16 protein-coding genes and 1 tRNA gene are annotated in these 14,450 nt (G+C 44.7%); 4 read left to right on the forward strand and 13 right to left on the reverse strand.

What is annotated here, in order from left to right; translation table 11 throughout:
* Positions 1-85 precede the first annotated feature (85 nt).
* The 3 genes from BLV62_RS02795 to BLV62_RS02805 all read left to right on the forward strand — a co-directional run bounded on the left by BLV62_RS02795 (position 86) and on the right by BLV62_RS02805 (position 3,158).
* Positions 86-1,045 (forward strand): polyprenyl synthetase family protein, encoded by a 960-nt coding sequence (locus tag BLV62_RS02795; protein WP_089758488.1) that lies wholly within the window; start codon positions 86-88, stop codon positions 1,043-1,045.
* Positions 1,046-1,107: 62 nt separating this feature from the next.
* On the forward strand, positions 1,108-1,671 hold the full coding sequence (locus tag BLV62_RS02800) for a TetR/AcrR family transcriptional regulator (RefSeq protein ID WP_089758490.1): 564 nt from the start codon (positions 1,108-1,110) through the stop codon (positions 1,669-1,671).
* A 47-nt stretch (positions 1,672-1,718) separates the two neighbouring features.
* Positions 1,719-3,158, forward strand: a complete 1,440-nt coding sequence (locus BLV62_RS02805; RefSeq protein ID WP_089758492.1) for an MFS transporter — start codon at positions 1,719-1,721, stop codon at positions 3,156-3,158.
* Here BLV62_RS02805 and BLV62_RS02810 read toward each other — a convergent pair.
* The 4 genes from BLV62_RS02810 to BLV62_RS02825 form a co-directional block, all read right to left on the reverse strand.
* The gene (locus BLV62_RS02810) at positions 3,136-4,122 is read right to left on the reverse strand and encodes a hypothetical protein (protein WP_089758494.1); all 987 of its coding nucleotides are present in this window, start codon (positions 4,120-4,122) and stop codon (positions 3,136-3,138) included. The two genes, BLV62_RS02805 and BLV62_RS02810, sit on opposite strands and share 23 nt — an antisense overlap.
* Positions 4,123-4,228: 106 nt before the next feature.
* The gene (locus BLV62_RS02815; RefSeq protein ID WP_089758496.1) at positions 4,229-4,612 is read right to left on the reverse strand and encodes a hypothetical protein; all 384 of its coding nucleotides are present in this window, start codon (positions 4,610-4,612) and stop codon (positions 4,229-4,231) included.
* A 90-nt stretch (positions 4,613-4,702) separates the two neighbouring features.
* Positions 4,703-4,777, reverse strand: a tRNA-Arg gene (locus tag BLV62_RS02820).
* A gap of 48 nt (positions 4,778-4,825) precedes the next feature.
* The gene (locus tag BLV62_RS02825; protein ID WP_089758498.1) at positions 4,826-5,392 is read right to left on the reverse strand and encodes a MarC family protein; all 567 of its coding nucleotides are present in this window, start codon (positions 5,390-5,392) and stop codon (positions 4,826-4,828) included.
* Positions 5,393-5,491: 99 nt separating this feature from the next.
* Between BLV62_RS02825 and BLV62_RS02830 the strand changes: the two genes are divergently transcribed.
* Complete coding sequence (locus tag BLV62_RS02830; protein WP_089758500.1) at positions 5,492-6,073, forward strand: helix-turn-helix domain-containing protein; 582 nt, start codon at positions 5,492-5,494, stop codon at positions 6,071-6,073.
* 326 nt (positions 6,074-6,399) lie between these two features.
* On the opposite strand, the gene BLV62_RS02835 is transcribed toward BLV62_RS02830, so the two are convergent.
* From BLV62_RS02835 to BLV62_RS02875, 9 genes are all read right to left on the reverse strand, one after another.
* The gene (locus tag BLV62_RS02835; protein WP_089758502.1) at positions 6,400-6,615 is read right to left on the reverse strand and encodes a Sec-independent protein translocase subunit TatA/TatB; all 216 of its coding nucleotides are present in this window, start codon (positions 6,613-6,615) and stop codon (positions 6,400-6,402) included.
* A 121-nt stretch (positions 6,616-6,736) separates the two neighbouring features.
* Complete coding sequence (cobC, locus tag BLV62_RS02840; RefSeq protein ID WP_168927787.1) at positions 6,737-7,294, reverse strand: alpha-ribazole phosphatase family protein; 558 nt, start codon at positions 7,292-7,294, stop codon at positions 6,737-6,739.
* Positions 7,279-8,055, reverse strand: a complete 777-nt coding sequence (locus BLV62_RS02845; RefSeq protein ID WP_089758506.1) for an adenosylcobinamide-GDP ribazoletransferase — start codon at positions 8,053-8,055, stop codon at positions 7,279-7,281. The genes cobC and BLV62_RS02845 overlap by 16 nt, the downstream gene beginning before the upstream one ends.
* Positions 8,052-9,095 (reverse strand): nicotinate-nucleotide--dimethylbenzimidazole phosphoribosyltransferase, encoded by a 1,044-nt coding sequence (cobT, locus tag BLV62_RS02850; RefSeq protein WP_089758922.1) that lies wholly within the window; start codon positions 9,093-9,095, stop codon positions 8,052-8,054. The genes BLV62_RS02845 and cobT overlap by 4 nt, the downstream gene beginning before the upstream one ends.
* A 5-nt stretch (positions 9,096-9,100) precedes the next feature.
* Positions 9,101-9,613 carry a bifunctional adenosylcobinamide kinase/adenosylcobinamide-phosphate guanylyltransferase gene (cobU, locus tag BLV62_RS02855; RefSeq protein ID WP_089758508.1) on the reverse strand — a complete coding sequence of 171 codons (513 nt, stop codon included), beginning with the start codon at positions 9,611-9,613 and terminating at the stop codon, positions 9,101-9,103.
* Between the two features lie 5 nt (positions 9,614-9,618).
* Positions 9,619-10,944: a DUF5074 domain-containing protein gene (locus tag BLV62_RS02860; protein WP_089758510.1), complete on the reverse strand. Its 1,326-nt coding sequence runs from the start codon at positions 10,942-10,944 to the stop codon at positions 9,619-9,621.
* A gap of 163 nt (positions 10,945-11,107) precedes the next feature.
* Positions 11,108-11,701 carry a DUF6580 family putative transport protein gene (locus BLV62_RS02865; protein WP_089758512.1) on the reverse strand — a complete coding sequence of 198 codons (594 nt, stop codon included), beginning with the start codon at positions 11,699-11,701 and terminating at the stop codon, positions 11,108-11,110.
* A 19-nt stretch (positions 11,702-11,720) separates the two neighbouring features.
* Positions 11,721-13,682 carry a TonB-dependent receptor plug domain-containing protein gene (locus BLV62_RS02870; RefSeq protein ID WP_089758514.1) on the reverse strand — a complete coding sequence of 654 codons (1,962 nt, stop codon included), beginning with the start codon at positions 13,680-13,682 and terminating at the stop codon, positions 11,721-11,723.
* Between the two features lie 103 nt (positions 13,683-13,785).
* On the reverse strand, positions 13,786-14,436 hold the full coding sequence (locus tag BLV62_RS02875; protein ID WP_089758516.1) for a tetratricopeptide repeat protein: 651 nt from the start codon (positions 14,434-14,436) through the stop codon (positions 13,786-13,788).
* Between the last annotated feature and the right edge of the window lie 14 nt (positions 14,437-14,450).

Here is a 14,450-nt window from a genome sequence, read left to right on the forward strand (position 1 = left end):
AAACAACTTTTCTGCCGCGCCTGAAAAGCACATCCAAACAATAAGTATTTTCGCAAGCGTACTTTAGTAACTACAACTGATATTCATGAAGGCCAGAGAGATACTTAGCCAGGAACTGGAACGTTTTAATTTAACCTTATCAGAAGAACTGCGAAGTGATATCCCGTTGGTAGACCGGATAATGAAATACCTGTCGAATATCAAAGGAAAGCAACTACGGCCTGTTTTCTTATTACTCTGCGCCCGGCTGGGAGGCCCGGCAAACGACAGCACTTACAGGGCTGCAGCGCTTATAGAAACCCTGCATATCGCTTCCCTGGTTCACGACGATATTGTTGACCATTCCATGAAAAGGAGAAATGCTTTTTCTGTAAACGCATTATGGAAAAGCAGGAGCGCAGTGTTTGCAGGCGACATTCTTTTCACGAAAGGAGTATTATTATCTCTTGAACACAAAGATTTTGACATAATAAAGATCTTCTCAAAAGCCATAGAAGAAACAATAGAAGGAGAACTGGTACAGATATCCAAAACCCAGAAGCTGAATTTAAACGAAGATGTTTACTACAACATCATCAGGCAAAAAACAGCTACATTATTGAAAGCAGCCTGCGAAGCAGGCGCCTCCACTACTTTCAGAGACCCGGAAATGATCAGTAAGCTGGGCGAGTTTGGTGAAATGGTAGGTATGGCTTTCCAGATCAAGGACGATCTGCTGGATTACGGTACCGAAAATATCGGTAAACCCTTAGGTAATGATATCCGGGAACGGAAGATGACCCTTCCTTTAATTTATACCCTCAATAACTGCGACCCTGTTGTTAAACAGCAGTTATTGCTCATTATTAACAAGCAAAACAGCAATGAAGAGAAACTTCAGTACCTTAAAGAGCAGGTAAGAGCAGCCGGCGGATTTAACTATGCAGAGGGTAAAATGATATGGTACCGTAACGAAGCGCTGAACAGGTTATACGAATTCCCCGATTCAGGCATCCGGCAAGCACTGGAAGAATTGGTGTTTTATATTACAGAGAGAAAGTATTGAAGAAAATAAATAGATAGATCACTCTATTTATTATTTTTCCCTTACCTTTACTCAAAAAAAAGATGGGCAGGAAAGTCACCGTTCGCGATAAAATATTAGAAACAGCGGCTACGCTCTTCTATAACCAGGGCTATGTTCAAACCGGCATCAACCAGATCGTAGCGGAAGCCGACATCGCCATTGGCTCGTTATATAAACACTTCAAATCAAAAAACGATCTCCTGTACAGCTACCTGGAACAGGAAGATATCCGTTTTTTTACGACGGTTGAAGAGAAATTGGCCCAAAAGAAAACACCCAGGGAAAAATTGATGGCATACATAGATTTCCGGATAGATCAACAGAAAACCGGCAACTGTACTGGTTGTCATTTTATTAAGATCAATGCCGAAATCGGAAGAACGGACGACGAAGTGCAGCAGCTTGTACAAAAGCACAAGGAAAAGCAAAAGAATCTTATTAAGAAATTAGTGACCGAGATCCAACCTTCGAAAAATAACTTTGACGCAAAGCAACTAACAGAAATGATCTTCACAATGATAGAAGGCGGCGTTGTTGCCGCTACCATTAACGGAAATACCCGTAGCCTGGAAGACATTAAAAAACTGGCAGATAAACTGATTTAAATTTTTTTATTTATTAATAGATAGATCGTTCTATATATTTATTTTTTATGAAAAAGCTCCCACTTTTCACTGTGCTCCTGGCACATTTCCTTACGATACTGGATATCTTCATAGTAAATGTAGCCCTGCCTTCCATCCAGCAAAGCATTAAAGCAACCAACAGCCAGATGCAGCTGGTTGTTGCTGTTTATATGATCGGCTTTGCCGCCTTCCTGGTGCTGGGAGGCAAACTGGGAGATTATTTTGGAAGGAAAAGAATCTTCATCACAGGCATGATCGTTTTTATGCTGGCTTCCATTGGTTGTGGTACCGCTACTACGCCCTTGTTACTCGTAGCGATGCGTTTCTTACAAGGAATTTCAGCTGCTGTAATGTCGCCGCAGGTACTGTCTTTTATCCAGCTGCTTTTTCCGAAGCATGAAGAACGGACCTATGCTATTGGCTGGTACGGGATCACTATAGGAATTGGTACCATGCTGGGGCAGTTCCTGGGCGGATTCCTGGTAGAATTGCCTGTCTCAGGCGTCATACAACCCTGGCGCTTTATCTTCCTTTTAAACACTCCTATATGCCTAATCGGCCTAATGCTGGCCGCTCATAACCTGGAAGAATCCAGGAGCAACTCATCCGGGAAACTGGACTACCCCGGCGCAGCCTTGTTAAGCTCCGGCCTTCTTTTGCTTGTATTAACGCTAACCATAGGAAAAGATCTTGGTAACATAGCTTTTATCTTTTTCGCTGTTTCCTTGTTGTTTTTGTTCTTATTCAGAAGAATGCAGGTAAGAAAGGAGCAGCCATTAATAAACACTACATTGTTCCGGATCAGGAACTTTAACATCGCTATAGCGATAGCGGCACTGTTTATGACCATGCTGGATGCTTATTTCTTTATTCTAAGTATTTACCTGCAGGATGGCTTAAGGTTATCGCCGGCGCATGCAGGAGTATTCGTAGTATGCCAGGGCATAGGGTTTATACTGGCTTCTTTTATCTCGGCCCGGCTGGTATTACGCTATGGTAAAAACACGCTGATGACCGGAACCATAGTGATCATGGTATCGTTGGCTCTTCAGCTCTGTTTATTCCACATGCCGGGCTACCGCTGGGTGAACTATATATTACTTGCAATACACGGAGCAGGCGTAGCGTTGGTATTGCCTCCGCTGGCTAACGTAGCGCTTAAGAATATACCTGAAAACCTTGCCGGCAATGCTTCTGGAGTTTATGCAACCTTCCAGCAGTTGTTCGGCGCCTTTGGAATTACAGTTACAGGGGGCATTTTCTTCTATGTTGTTAACCACTATTCTTACTACCAGGGAATGGTCTTTGCTACCGGCATCCATCTTCTTTGTATGTTAGGTGTATTGCTGCTGCTACTTCGTTTGCCGGGGAATATTTTGCCTAAGAAAAAGAAAAGAATAGCCAATACGCCAGGCTATGCCTGTTATCACAGTAAACTAACGGCTATTGAGCCCTGCAAAGAATAATACTATCAGTGCCGGCAAACACCAGGTTGGGATGCTGGTTCGCCAATAAAAACATTTCATTATTATGATCAATCACCCGGTAATCCGAAAGCGCTTTCGGAAGTTCCAGCTCTATAAGCTCTTTACCATCCAGCGCGAATAACTTCTGTTTGTTTTTCCAATCGTCTGTTTTAAACGCCGGCGTCAATATCGCATACTTCCCTGAAGAAGAGAATGTACATTCTTTACCTCCCTTTTTACTCTCTTTGTACAATCTTCCCAGGGAAAATAATGTCTCTTTTACTGCTCCTTTTTCATCTACGGCACTTAATTCCGAGAACTCCATCCCCGGCTTTAAATAACCGCCGTCCCTGTCGCCGATCCCGTACAGGAGTGTAGCGTTCTGCTTATTCAGCGCATGTAAAATTGCAAACGGCTTTTGCGGCTTATCGAAACTTTCGTTTTCCAGGGCGATCGGTTGTTTGTTGTTCCAGTATCTCAGATCCAGCCAACTGGCAGTTCCCTTCTCTACATCTACCTGCAGGTTGGCTACATATACCGGTAACATGCCTGCATTAGTGAATAGTATAGGTATAATGTTGGTATCTGTGTTGCCGGCCGAATGGTAATTAGACAGTGGCCTGTCGAAATTTGGATACTTTGTTTTAGGAAGATGATTAGTGATGGAAATCCTGGTAGGATTGTTTTTATCACTTTCATTATATAGAATAATAAAGTCGTTTTTGGAAGAATATAGCGCTGCATAGTTTTGAAAATGGAAGAAGGCAGGAGTTTCGAAAACATCACAGGTTATTTCATCTACCTTTGTTTCCAGGATCTCATTTCCTGTAAACCATTCTAAAAAGCAGGCATCGTCTTGCGAATAATATCCGACAATAGTTCCTGTATTTAAGAGCACGATCCTGTGGAATTGTTTTTGACCGGCATCCTGGATTTCAAACGTCTGGGCAGGTGCTAACTTCATTATGCTTTATTGGGCCTTTGGGCTGGTTAGTACAGTGATTGAACTAATATAAGCAAACCTGCAAACGGGAACAAATTTTCTTCATACCTGCTCTCGGGGTATCGCTTTACCAGGATGGCCCCGGGGTACCCGTAATAGTTGTATTACCGGTGGCCCTTTCAATGGTCAATGCTGGTCCGAGATATGTGCCGGTATTGGAATACCTGTACAACCTGAAATCTGAGCCAACATTATTCGCGTCTTCCAGGCCTGCTAATACCTGCGTCCACCTGAGGTTGGCCTGTTGGTTGCCATCACCGTTAGACAGGTGGAAATGGGCAGTTCCACCGGCGCTGGTACCCGCAAAGGTTTTTAAAGTATTCGACTGTGCAGTTCCGCTAATGTAAAAATTAGAAGATGGCTGTAAAGTGTTCTGGTTGTTAATATACTGCGCCTGGCTTTGTAAGGACAAACAAGAAGTGGCTAGTACAAATAAGGGCATCCATTTCATAGATGAAGGATTAGGGAGTTAAATATTAGGTTACAAATCTGGGCAAAAAAAAACCTCCGATGGCTAAAATGCGCATGGGAGGTTGTTTTTTGGTAGCCTCGTCAAGAATCGAACTTGAATCTGGAGCTTCGGAAACTCTTATACTATCCATTGTACTACGAGGCCAAAAAGTTGCGCAAATGTAATGTTTCTGCTGTAGAATCCCAAATTGACTTAAAGATTGATGTTGCTCTTGAATATTTTAACAGCAATTGCCAGCAATATTACCCCGAAAAACTTGCGTAATACCATCAATCCCGCCTTCCCCAGCATCCTTTCTATGTAATTAAGACATCGCAACACTATATAAACGATCAGGAGGTTCAGCAGGATCCCCGCCAGGATATTATATTCCCCGAAATTGGCTTTGAGCGACATAATAGTAGTTAAAGTACCGGACCCTGCTACCAAAGGGAAGGCAATCGGTACCACGCTTCCCGCCTTGGCGTCCTGCTCCCCTTTAAAAAACTCTATCCCCAGGATCATCTCCAGGCCTATCACGAAAATCACGATGGAACCGGCTACCGCAAACGAATTGACATCAACGCTTAAAAGCTTCAGAAATGGCTCCCCAACCAGCAGGAACAGGATCATCAACACACCGGAAGCTATAGTGGCCTTCCCCGCATCTATATGGCCCAGCTTTTCTTTCAGGGAAACCAATACAGGAATAGACCCCACAATATCAATCACCGCAAATAATGTAAACGTAACAGCGAGGATTTGGTCGATACTGAACATGGATGCTTAATTTGTGTATAAATTCGGTGTAAAGATAGGGAGAATGCGCAAGGTTGCTTTCGTTCTATTAATATTTCATGTTTTAACTATCCAGGGAGTATGGCAGACGATATTATCATGCAGATCAGTAATAAGATCAAGGAGAAGAGAAAGGCTAAAGGCATCACTATCCAGGAGCTGGCCGATAGGGCAGAGGTGAGTAAAGGACTGATCAGCCAGATAGAAAACAACAGGACTGTTCCCTCCCTGCTGGTGCTTATCAATATCATTAAAGCCCTGCAGCTCGATATGAACGAGTTTTTCAACGAAATAGACCAGCAACAGGCCAATTCCAGGGTGATCATCAAACAACGCGCCGCGTACCAGGCCTTTGAAAAAGAACCCGCCAAAGGCTTTGTGTATAAACGGATACTTACCCGCAATGTTAAAAAACTGCCTGTAGATATCGTACTACTTGAATTGAAGAAAGGCGCTTCCCCTACCCAGGTCGTAAAAACCGATGCCTATGAATATAAATACATCATCAAAGGCAAAGTGGAATACCTGATAGATAACGAAACCTATACGCTGGAAGAAGGCGATTCCCTCTTCTTCGACGGCCGCTTAGGCTATCAACCACGCAATGCCGGCAACGAAAACGCGCAAATCCTTGCCGTTTATTTCCTGATAGACGAGTCCTGAACCACCTCATCGTAATAGCGGCTTTATGGATGACCCCATCCGGGCTGGTCTTATACCGTATTTTTTTTCGGAAGATTAACAGCTGTATATAAGCAATGCAGGGTTTATCGTCTACATTGCCATTCGTTCGGGTACCTGAATAGCGTTGCTGTTATGATGGCAAACAACCACAATGCTGTGTTTTTATGGACTATTATGCTGTATTTCAGGGGAAAACTGCAGGAAGCCGGAACAGATCGTTCACTGAATATTCACTTGGCTGCAATATAAAAAGATCGTGCAGTGAATGCACGATCTTTTGGTTTGTCTTTATAACAGGAATCTAATTAGTTGGTGGAATCAGACGCTTCAGCTTTCCCCTTTTTACCAGGAGTATCTTTAGCATCTTTAAATTCGCGAATTCCGCTGCCCAATCCACGCATCAGTTCAGGTATTTTTTTACCGCCAAACAGTAACAGAACAACCAATGCTATCAGCAGTAATTCTTTAATACCTATTTCCTGCAAAAACAAAAGCGGGATATTCAGAAAAGATGTTGTCATTTAAAACAGATTTTATGGTGTACTATATTATACAGTCATAAAGTTAGCACGATTTGCCAGTTTTTTTGTTTTTTGGGCTAATATTTAGAAATTTTAATATAACTAGTTTGTAAACAATTTATTATAAATTACGAAATATTAAGCTCAATTGACCATTTTCGGCTTTTATCCCCGAAATTTTACCATAATCCACATTCAGGTCAAAAGCATCTACCAATGCAGTGTCTGTCACCAAAGCCAGTACACACCTGATGACTCCGCCATGTGTGATCAATACCGTGTCCTCACCGGAAGCTACGCATGCCTCAAAGATCTGTATACTCCTGTTGAATAGTTCTTCATAGGTTTCACCGCCCGGAATACGCTCAAAAACCACGTTGTCGGCCCATTTGCTGATAGCATTTTTACTGATACTGTCCCAGGGCTGCATTTCCCAGTTTCCGAAGTTCATTTCCATCAAACGGTCGTCGGTCGAGAACTGGTCGCCGAACAAGGCCCTGGCCAGTTTAACGCAACGTTGGGATGGGCTGCTGACCACTTTAAAGTTGCGTGCAGGTAATTTGGCTTTCACCTCTGCTGCTTCCGTTTCAAAACTCCCCGCCACATCCACGTCGGATGCGCCGTAACATACACCGCTTTCAATAGCAGGAGTAGTATGCCTGATTAAATATATTTCCATGTAAGACTGCAAAAGGATAAATAAATGATTGTTTCCGAGATCTGCTGAACAGCGCCCAGGCAATCGCCTGTATAACCCCCCAGCCATCTGTTCATCAGTCTCACCAGGTATAACCGGCCAATCAGCAGTGCGGGGAATATCAACAGCAAAGTATAATTCTGTAAATACAGGACAACGCCTGCAAAAGGAACTATTCCCAATACCGCTGCAACAAGCAGGTCGTTTTTTGTAATGCCTTTGGCTATAGGTTTGGCTTTGCTCTGTTCATCTTCTCTCACATATCTATGCGTATAAATAACCGTAACGGCTACAAACCGGCTTAAGGGCTGCGCGCTGGCAATGGTCAGCATAACCAGCAGCAACGGCATTTCCCGCAGGCAAAGGAATTTCAACGTCATTATCGACAACAACCCCAGCATCCCGTAAGTGCCGATCCTGCTGTCTTTCATGATCTCCAATATTTTTTCCTTCGTCCAGCCTCCTCCAAAACCATCGCACATATCTGCAAACCCATCTTCATGAAAAGCGCCGGTCACCCATACCCCCATAATAAGGGAAAGCAGGATAGTGACCATCGGGGGAGAGATATGCTTAAAAACCAGTACAACAGCAACCATGATAGCTCCTGTTACCCATCCAACCAGGGGAAGGTAACGGGTAGCTTTATTAAGCATATCCGCAGAATAAGGAGTATCGCTGGGAATGGGTAAGCGGGTGTAGAACATAATAGCTGTCAACACCAGTTGCCATTGTGCTCTCATATTGTACGATTTGAGATTTGTGCACTGCTGAAACTGGCCATTTCATTAAGGAACGCTGCAGCGCTCTGCAATAACGGGATAGCTAATGCAGCGCCGGTGCCTTCGCCCAGCCTCAGATCCAGTTGGAGCAGGGGCCGTACCTGTAAAAAATCGAGCATTGCTTTATGCCCCTGTTCTTCCGAGCAGTGAGCAAAGATACAATAGTCTTTCACGGTAGGTTGCATGCTGGCCGCGGCCAGTAATGCAGCCGTAACAATAAATCCATCTATTACGATGGCCATTTTCAGGGAGGCGGCTTCCAGTATCGCTCCGCAGATCATCGCAATTTCAAAACCGCCAAATGTAGCCAGGGCCTGTTCGGCAGAGGCAGGAGAAGGGTGGTAGGCCTGTACCTGTTGCAGGATGGCCTTCTTTTGTGTCAATTGCTGTATGTTGCTGCCAGTTCCTGCGCCTGTGCAGTCGGCAACGGGGATCCTTGTAAAATAGCTCATCAGCAGCGCAGCGGAAGAAGTATTCCCGATCCCCATTTCTCCGAACCCGATGGTATTGCATCCCTGTTCGTGCAGGCGTTTCACTTCTTCGCCTCCTGCCTGTACAGCCAGTCGGCATTGGTCCAGCGACATTGCCGGCATTTGCCTGAAATTTTGCGTACCCATTGCTATTTTCCGGTCCCTCAATTGCTCGTGGGCCGGGAAAAGATGGTTTACGCCTGCATCAACCACTACGAGGTTCAGATTGTGTTGTTTGCAGAATACATTGATAGCTGCGCCGCCTTGCAGGAAATTATAGACCATCTGGGCGGTAACAGCCTGTGGAAACGGGTTAACAATGCCTTCTGCTGCGATCCCATGGTCGCCCGCAAAAACAATGATAGAAGGATGATTGATCCGGGGAGTCAACGTGTCCTGTATCAACCCTAGCTGCAACGCAATACTTTCTAAACGACCTAAAGAACCGGGTGGTTTCGTTTTCTGATCAATTTTATCTTGTAAGGCAACTTTCAAGGCTTGCGATATAGGCGGTATAGTACGTTGGCTCATCATCTTTATTTTTCTTCTTTTATTACAACCGGAATGCCGGATACCATTAGTATCACGGTGTTGGCTATACGTGCAATAAATTGGTTAACCCATCCCTGGAGATCGGTGAATTGCCGTCCTGCAGCAGTTTCCGCATGCACTCCCATTCCTATTTCATTCGTCACAAAAATAAATGTGCCCGGCTGTTTTAACAGCCTGTTTATCTCTTCCTGTATAGCGTTGAGAGTACTGTTCACATCATAGTTGCTGGCAACAAAGAAATTGGTAAGCCATAATGTGATGCAGTCGATCACTACTGTTTTACCTTCCAGCGGCAATTGGCTGATATATTGTTCTTCTTCGAACAGGGTCCATGCAGGCCCCCGGTCTGCCTGGTGTTTCCTGACCCTTTCTGCGAAGTCATCGTCCCAGATCCGGGCAGTAGCCACATACACGGGCTGCGGGCTGAGTTGCAGCGCCAGCTGCTGTGCATGGCCGCTTTTCCCGGATCTGGCTCCTCCAGTGATCAGGTACACCATAATTGTTAGTTAAAAGCAGGAATTGCAGGGAAGAAGAAACCAACATAATTCACGCTTTTCTTCAATGCACCGCTGGTAGCATCGTATATATTCAGCGTGTTCTGTTTGGAATTATCGCCATATCCCGATTTCATGCTGAGAGTGATCAGGGTGTTGTTATTTGGATTATTTCTGAAACCTGCACCATAAAATTCAGTACCTGCAGGAAGCGTGATGAATGGCGCCTGTAAAGATGCAGGATTGCCTACGCTGTATTTATAGATCTGCTGCCCGCCGCTGCCCCAGGCCTCTGATTTGCCTATGAATACGGCGTTTTCGGTAGTGGATGCGCTTAACATGCCGGCATTCCAATATCCCCAGGTATCATACACGTTGAACGGAAGCGTTACGGTATCGATCTTTAAGTTCTGAGGATTGATCCCAAGCAGTTTGTTGCCGCTTCCTGCCCAAACAGTACCATCAGGGGTAACTGCAAAACCAATATCAGCAGCGCCGATCTTTTGGGCAATGCTGAAGTCCTGGTTCAGGGCAACAATGCCATCGTTCTGTGTCAGCGCGAAAATATAAGAACTGGTTTTCTGCATCGCTCCAACCTGTCCGTCGATTCCCGGCAATTTGGCGCCAACTGTCAGCGTCTGCAGGTTTACCGGGTAAATGCCGTCGAGGGTACTGATAAGGCCTGTGCTGTTATTGATACCGCAAAAAGCGTTGCCGTTTTGCGGGAGCTGGTCGATCCTGCCTGTTTCTTTCATGGTAGCAGCGTCGGCAACCACAAAAGCGCCCTGCTTAGATACCAGGTATAATTTATTATTGAAGAATGCGCCGTATTCTGTGGTTGTACCCAGGGTTTTGCCAGGGTTGTTGCGTTGGAAAACGTATTGATAAACGCTGTCTTCCCCGTTACGGTAAAAATTTACATCGCCTGGTTCGTGGGTATACCAGCCTTCGTTGATCAGGAAGAAACCATTTTCAAATTTTCCTTCTACCTTGATACGATAATAGTAAAGCGCCATGCTATTACCTGAAATCACTTTATAGGAGATGGTATAGTTGCCTCTTTCTGTTGCTGTAAAAGTGTAGATCGAGTCGGTACTTACCTCCACCCCGTTCACTAACCATTGAAAGGTCGGGTTTTTCACATCGGCCAGGGTAGGACTTAACACTCTTGAATCGCCAACATAAATGGTATCGGCGCCATTTTTTAATCCCGGGGCCGTGATCTGCGGAACTACTACCTCGCCCTGGTTGTCTTTGGAGCAGGATGCTAATCCGGCGATCGCCAATACTGCTACAATAAATGAAAGTTGAAATTTGCGTGTAATGCTGCGCATGAGTTCTATTTTAAATACGACGTATAACTTTTAGTGATTGCGCTAAAGACAGAATGTGCTTATGCAGAAGTGTTGGTAATATACACCTAAAATAATTTAGAGATTTAGGACCTACAAATAAATTTGTCTGTCACTAAATCTCTAAATCTCTTATTCTCCAATATTATTGGGCAAAACGCATACGCTGTTTTACGAGGGCAAAGCTGCCAAAGAAGATAGTGCTATAGATCAGGTTACCCACCAGTGTGTATTTCATGAAAGGCAGACCCAATGCGTAGCATTTGAGTAAACCTGCGAAATCGCGGGTAAAAGGTAAATTGGTAGTGATGTCGGTAGATCCGCTCGCCCAAACGCCGAAGTTAGATACCAGGAAGTGAACAAGGGCGGCAGCAATTGCAGCCATTCCAACATTCAGAACGCTGATCTTTTTGATCATCACCTGGCCTATCAATACGATCAGCACAAAGCTGGCGTAGTTCCAGATCCATCCTTTATAAAGCAACCCTGAAGCCCATTCTTTCTGGAAAACCTGCATCAGGATCACATCGCTGAGAAATAATGTTAATAACGGGAATGCGTATGATTTCCATTTCTGTGAAAAAGAAGCACCTCCAAATAAGGCCATAGCGCCAACCGGGGTGAACATGGCAATTGGCGACATGCTTGCATCTGCCCCCAGTACAACCCTGATTATGCCTGCCGCTATGATAAAGAGCAGCATTACACCAAATTGCGGATTGAGATTCTTTAAAGACATTATATATCGAGTTTAGTGTTTATAAATTAACAATTACGCCCGTGGTAAAGTTAAATCGTCTGCTGTTATATCCCAAAATATCAAAATATTTATAATCTGTAATATTCCTGAAACCGGCGTAAATTTTCAGCAAGTTACCAAATTTATACTCACCATAGAGGTCCACGGTATAATAATCTCCCATCGGGGCAATCGGCATATCCGGCAAACCTATATAGTCAAAGCGCTGCCCCATATATTTCATGCTGGCAGAAACAAATAATGCCTTCGTAGCCTGGTAGCCCAAAGTGGCATTTACTGCATGCTTTGGTATCCTGTAAAGGTTATTGTAAGAAGTATCCTTAGGTTGGGTTTCCGTTACCTTGCCATCTACATAGGTATAATTCGCTGATAATACCAATCCTTTGGTGATAGTCCACTCTGCTTCCAATTCCGCTCCCGAGGCTTTCTGTTTGTTGGCATTACCGTATTGGCTGACATAAGTAGCCTGATCGAACAGGAACACGATCAGGTCTTTAGTATTACGCCGGAAGCCTGTTACCCGTATGTTAACCCTGTCCTTCGCCAATGCTGCCTGGTACCCGGCCTCATAACTGATAGTCTCTTCAGGTTGGAGGTTTTTGTTCCCATAATTGCTGTAAAGCTGGTACAGCGAAGGAATCCGGTAGCCTGAAGAAATATTCACGAAGAATTTATGCCGGTTGTTGATCAGGTAGGAAGGATTGAAAGAGAAGGTTTGATTGCTGCCATAAATATTATGGTAATTATACCTTCCTCCAAGCTCCACGTTTAAACCGTGCATGTTATGCAATAACAGGGATGCGTAAACACTGCTTTCGTTGATATGCGCGCTATCCGGCGCCAGCCGCGTAACGCTGAGAGCCGGATCATAATTGCTGATCAGCCGGTCGTATTTGTCCATATTCGCCACCCTGAAAGTGCCGCCTCCTACTAACCGGAGCTGCGGCAGGATGTCGTAATTCACATAAGTTTCGAACTGGTGAATGTTTGAAACGAAAGCCGAGCTGTCGAACTTCGCATAAATACCGGGTCCGTTATAAGAGCTGTCGTTCAGGATATTTCTTCCGGTGCGCTGGTAAGTATAAAGGAAATGCCAGGTTCCTTTGTTGAACTGGTAATCGCTTTTCAGGCCGGCCTGGAAATAATTGCTTTTACCGGTATAGTCCCGTTCGTCGACATACGCGCCTTCGTCCAAATCCTGGTGATAATTATTGTAGAGAAAGAGGGAATGAAGCTGCCAGCGGCTGCTTACCTGGTAGCCAAGCTTCGCAAATGCTGCATGCTGGCGGAAACCATCCTTATCAAAAGCGCCATGGCCTGTAGAGTCATAAGCATCTGAAAAGCCTTTTGTTTTTTCGAATTTATATCCTGCCAGGTAAGAGAATTTATTCAGTGTTCCCTGGATGCTGGCATTGCCTTGCCAGGTGTTATAACTCCCATAGCTGCCGTTAAAAGTGGCGCCTATTTTCTTATCGCCAGCCTTGCGGGTGATAATATTGATCACCCCTGCCACAGCATTGGAGCCATAAAGGGTCGACTGACTGCCGCTCAATATCTCTATTTTTTCTACCTGTTCAGGCGTAATGAAATTGAGATCGAAGGTATTGTTGATCTGCGACGCATCGCTGACCGGCATACCGTCTACCAGGATAAGGGTATTGCCGTTGCTTGCACCGCGCATGTATACATTGGGCACGGTTCCCCTGTTGTTTTCGGCTCCATTAATTAACAGGCCTGTTTGCTGGTTAAGGATCTGTGCGATGGTTTTACCGCTGTTCTGCTGCAGGTAATGCTGCGATAAAATAGTCACAACTTTACCTGTTTCCCCCGCTTTCTGGGGTCCTTTGGTGGCGGTAACGGTTACTTCATTCAGTTGGTTGATTTTGCTGCTATCCTGGGCCTGCAGCTGGAACCCGGTGGAGGCAATGCCCACCAGGAGCAGTAAAGATTTGGTTTGCATTCAGTTTTCTTTAAAATAAAAAAGCGCAAAATGATTTTAGCGGGTATACCATCAAAATCACTTTGCGCCTGGTAGAAATATCATTCAGCACTTACCGGGGGGATCAGCCAGGCATCCTGGAAATGTATTTGTTCATTTCCTTGATCTGGTTCACGATCTGTGCGGTAGTAGGCTTTTGTTCTTTAGCTCTTCTGAAATATTCTTTGGCAGATTTGAAATCGCGGCGGCTCATGGCGATAGACGCCAGTGTCAGAAGAGCGGCTGCCGTATTTTCTTTGTCGGGAAGCCCTTTTTTCAGTGCCACTTTCAGGTTCTGGTCTGCTGCTTTCAGATCATTTTTCTGGTAAGCGATGGTTCCCAACTGGAAGTACTGCATTCCTTCGTATTCCTTCATCGGGCTGCCGGAGCTGATACTTTGTTTGATAGTAGACTCGGCTTTGTCTAGGTCGTTGGAATACATCGCCATATTACTCTGCATAAAATAATATACAGAGCGGATAGGCTTATATAACAGTTTAGGAAATTTTACAATATTCATCAGGGCAGTGGCTCTTTCAATATCACCCGCTTCTACTGCTTCCTGCACTAAGCGCATAGGTCCAAACATGAAGTGGGTCACCAGGCAGATAACCGCCAATACCAATACGATGGTAGCTTCCCACCAGCCAATACTAACTCCCAGGGCAATACCGGCTATTAATAACACAATCCCGATCGGCAGACGATATAGAATAAAAAAATTAAATGCTTTCATGAAAAAACAGTTCG

The sequence above is a fragment of the Chitinophaga terrae (ex Kim and Jung 2007) genome, from assembly GCF_900107795.1.
Lineage (GTDB): Bacteria > Bacteroidota > Bacteroidia > Chitinophagales > Chitinophagaceae > Chitinophaga > Chitinophaga terrae.

Bases quoted from the DNA above. Each gene is read 5' to 3' on its own strand.
- BLV62_RS02795 (WP_089758488.1), top strand. From the start codon at position 86: ATGAAGGCCAGAGAGATACTTAGCCAGGAACTGGAACGTTTTAATTTA.
- BLV62_RS02800 (WP_089758490.1), top strand. From the start codon at position 1,108: ATGGGCAGGAAAGTCACCGTTCGCGATAAAATATTAGAAACAGCGGCT.
- BLV62_RS02805 (WP_089758492.1), top strand. From the start codon at position 1,719: ATGAAAAAGCTCCCACTTTTCACTGTGCTCCTGGCACATTTCCTTACG.
- BLV62_RS02810 (WP_089758494.1), bottom strand. From the start codon at position 4,122: ATGAAGTTAGCACCTGCCCAGACGTTTGAAATCCAGGATGCCGGTCAA.
- BLV62_RS02815 (WP_089758496.1), bottom strand. From the start codon at position 4,612: ATGAAATGGATGCCCTTATTTGTACTAGCCACTTCTTGTTTGTCCTTA.
- BLV62_RS02825 (WP_089758498.1), bottom strand. From the start codon at position 5,392: ATGTTCAGTATCGACCAAATCCTCGCTGTTACGTTTACATTATTTGCG.
- BLV62_RS02830 (WP_089758500.1), top strand. From the start codon at position 5,492: ATGGCAGACGATATTATCATGCAGATCAGTAATAAGATCAAGGAGAAG.
- BLV62_RS02835 (WP_089758502.1), bottom strand. From the start codon at position 6,615: ATGACAACATCTTTTCTGAATATCCCGCTTTTGTTTTTGCAGGAAATA.
- cobC (WP_168927787.1), bottom strand. From the start codon at position 7,294: ATGGAAATATATTTAATCAGGCATACTACTCCTGCTATTGAAAGCGGT.
- BLV62_RS02845 (WP_089758506.1), bottom strand. From the start codon at position 8,055: ATGAGAGCACAATGGCAACTGGTGTTGACAGCTATTATGTTCTACACC.
- cobT (WP_089758922.1), bottom strand. From the start codon at position 9,095: ATGAGCCAACGTACTATACCGCCTATATCGCAAGCCTTGAAAGTTGCC.
- cobU (WP_089758508.1), bottom strand. From the start codon at position 9,613: ATGGTGTACCTGATCACTGGAGGAGCCAGATCCGGGAAAAGCGGCCAT.
- BLV62_RS02860 (WP_089758510.1), bottom strand. From the start codon at position 10,944: ATGCGCAGCATTACACGCAAATTTCAACTTTCATTTATTGTAGCAGTA.
- BLV62_RS02865 (WP_089758512.1), bottom strand. From the start codon at position 11,701: ATGTCTTTAAAGAATCTCAATCCGCAATTTGGTGTAATGCTGCTCTTT.
- BLV62_RS02870 (WP_089758514.1), bottom strand. From the start codon at position 13,682: ATGCAAACCAAATCTTTACTGCTCCTGGTGGGCATTGCCTCCACCGGG.
- BLV62_RS02875 (WP_089758516.1), bottom strand. From the start codon at position 14,436: ATGAAAGCATTTAATTTTTTTATTCTATATCGTCTGCCGATCGGGATT.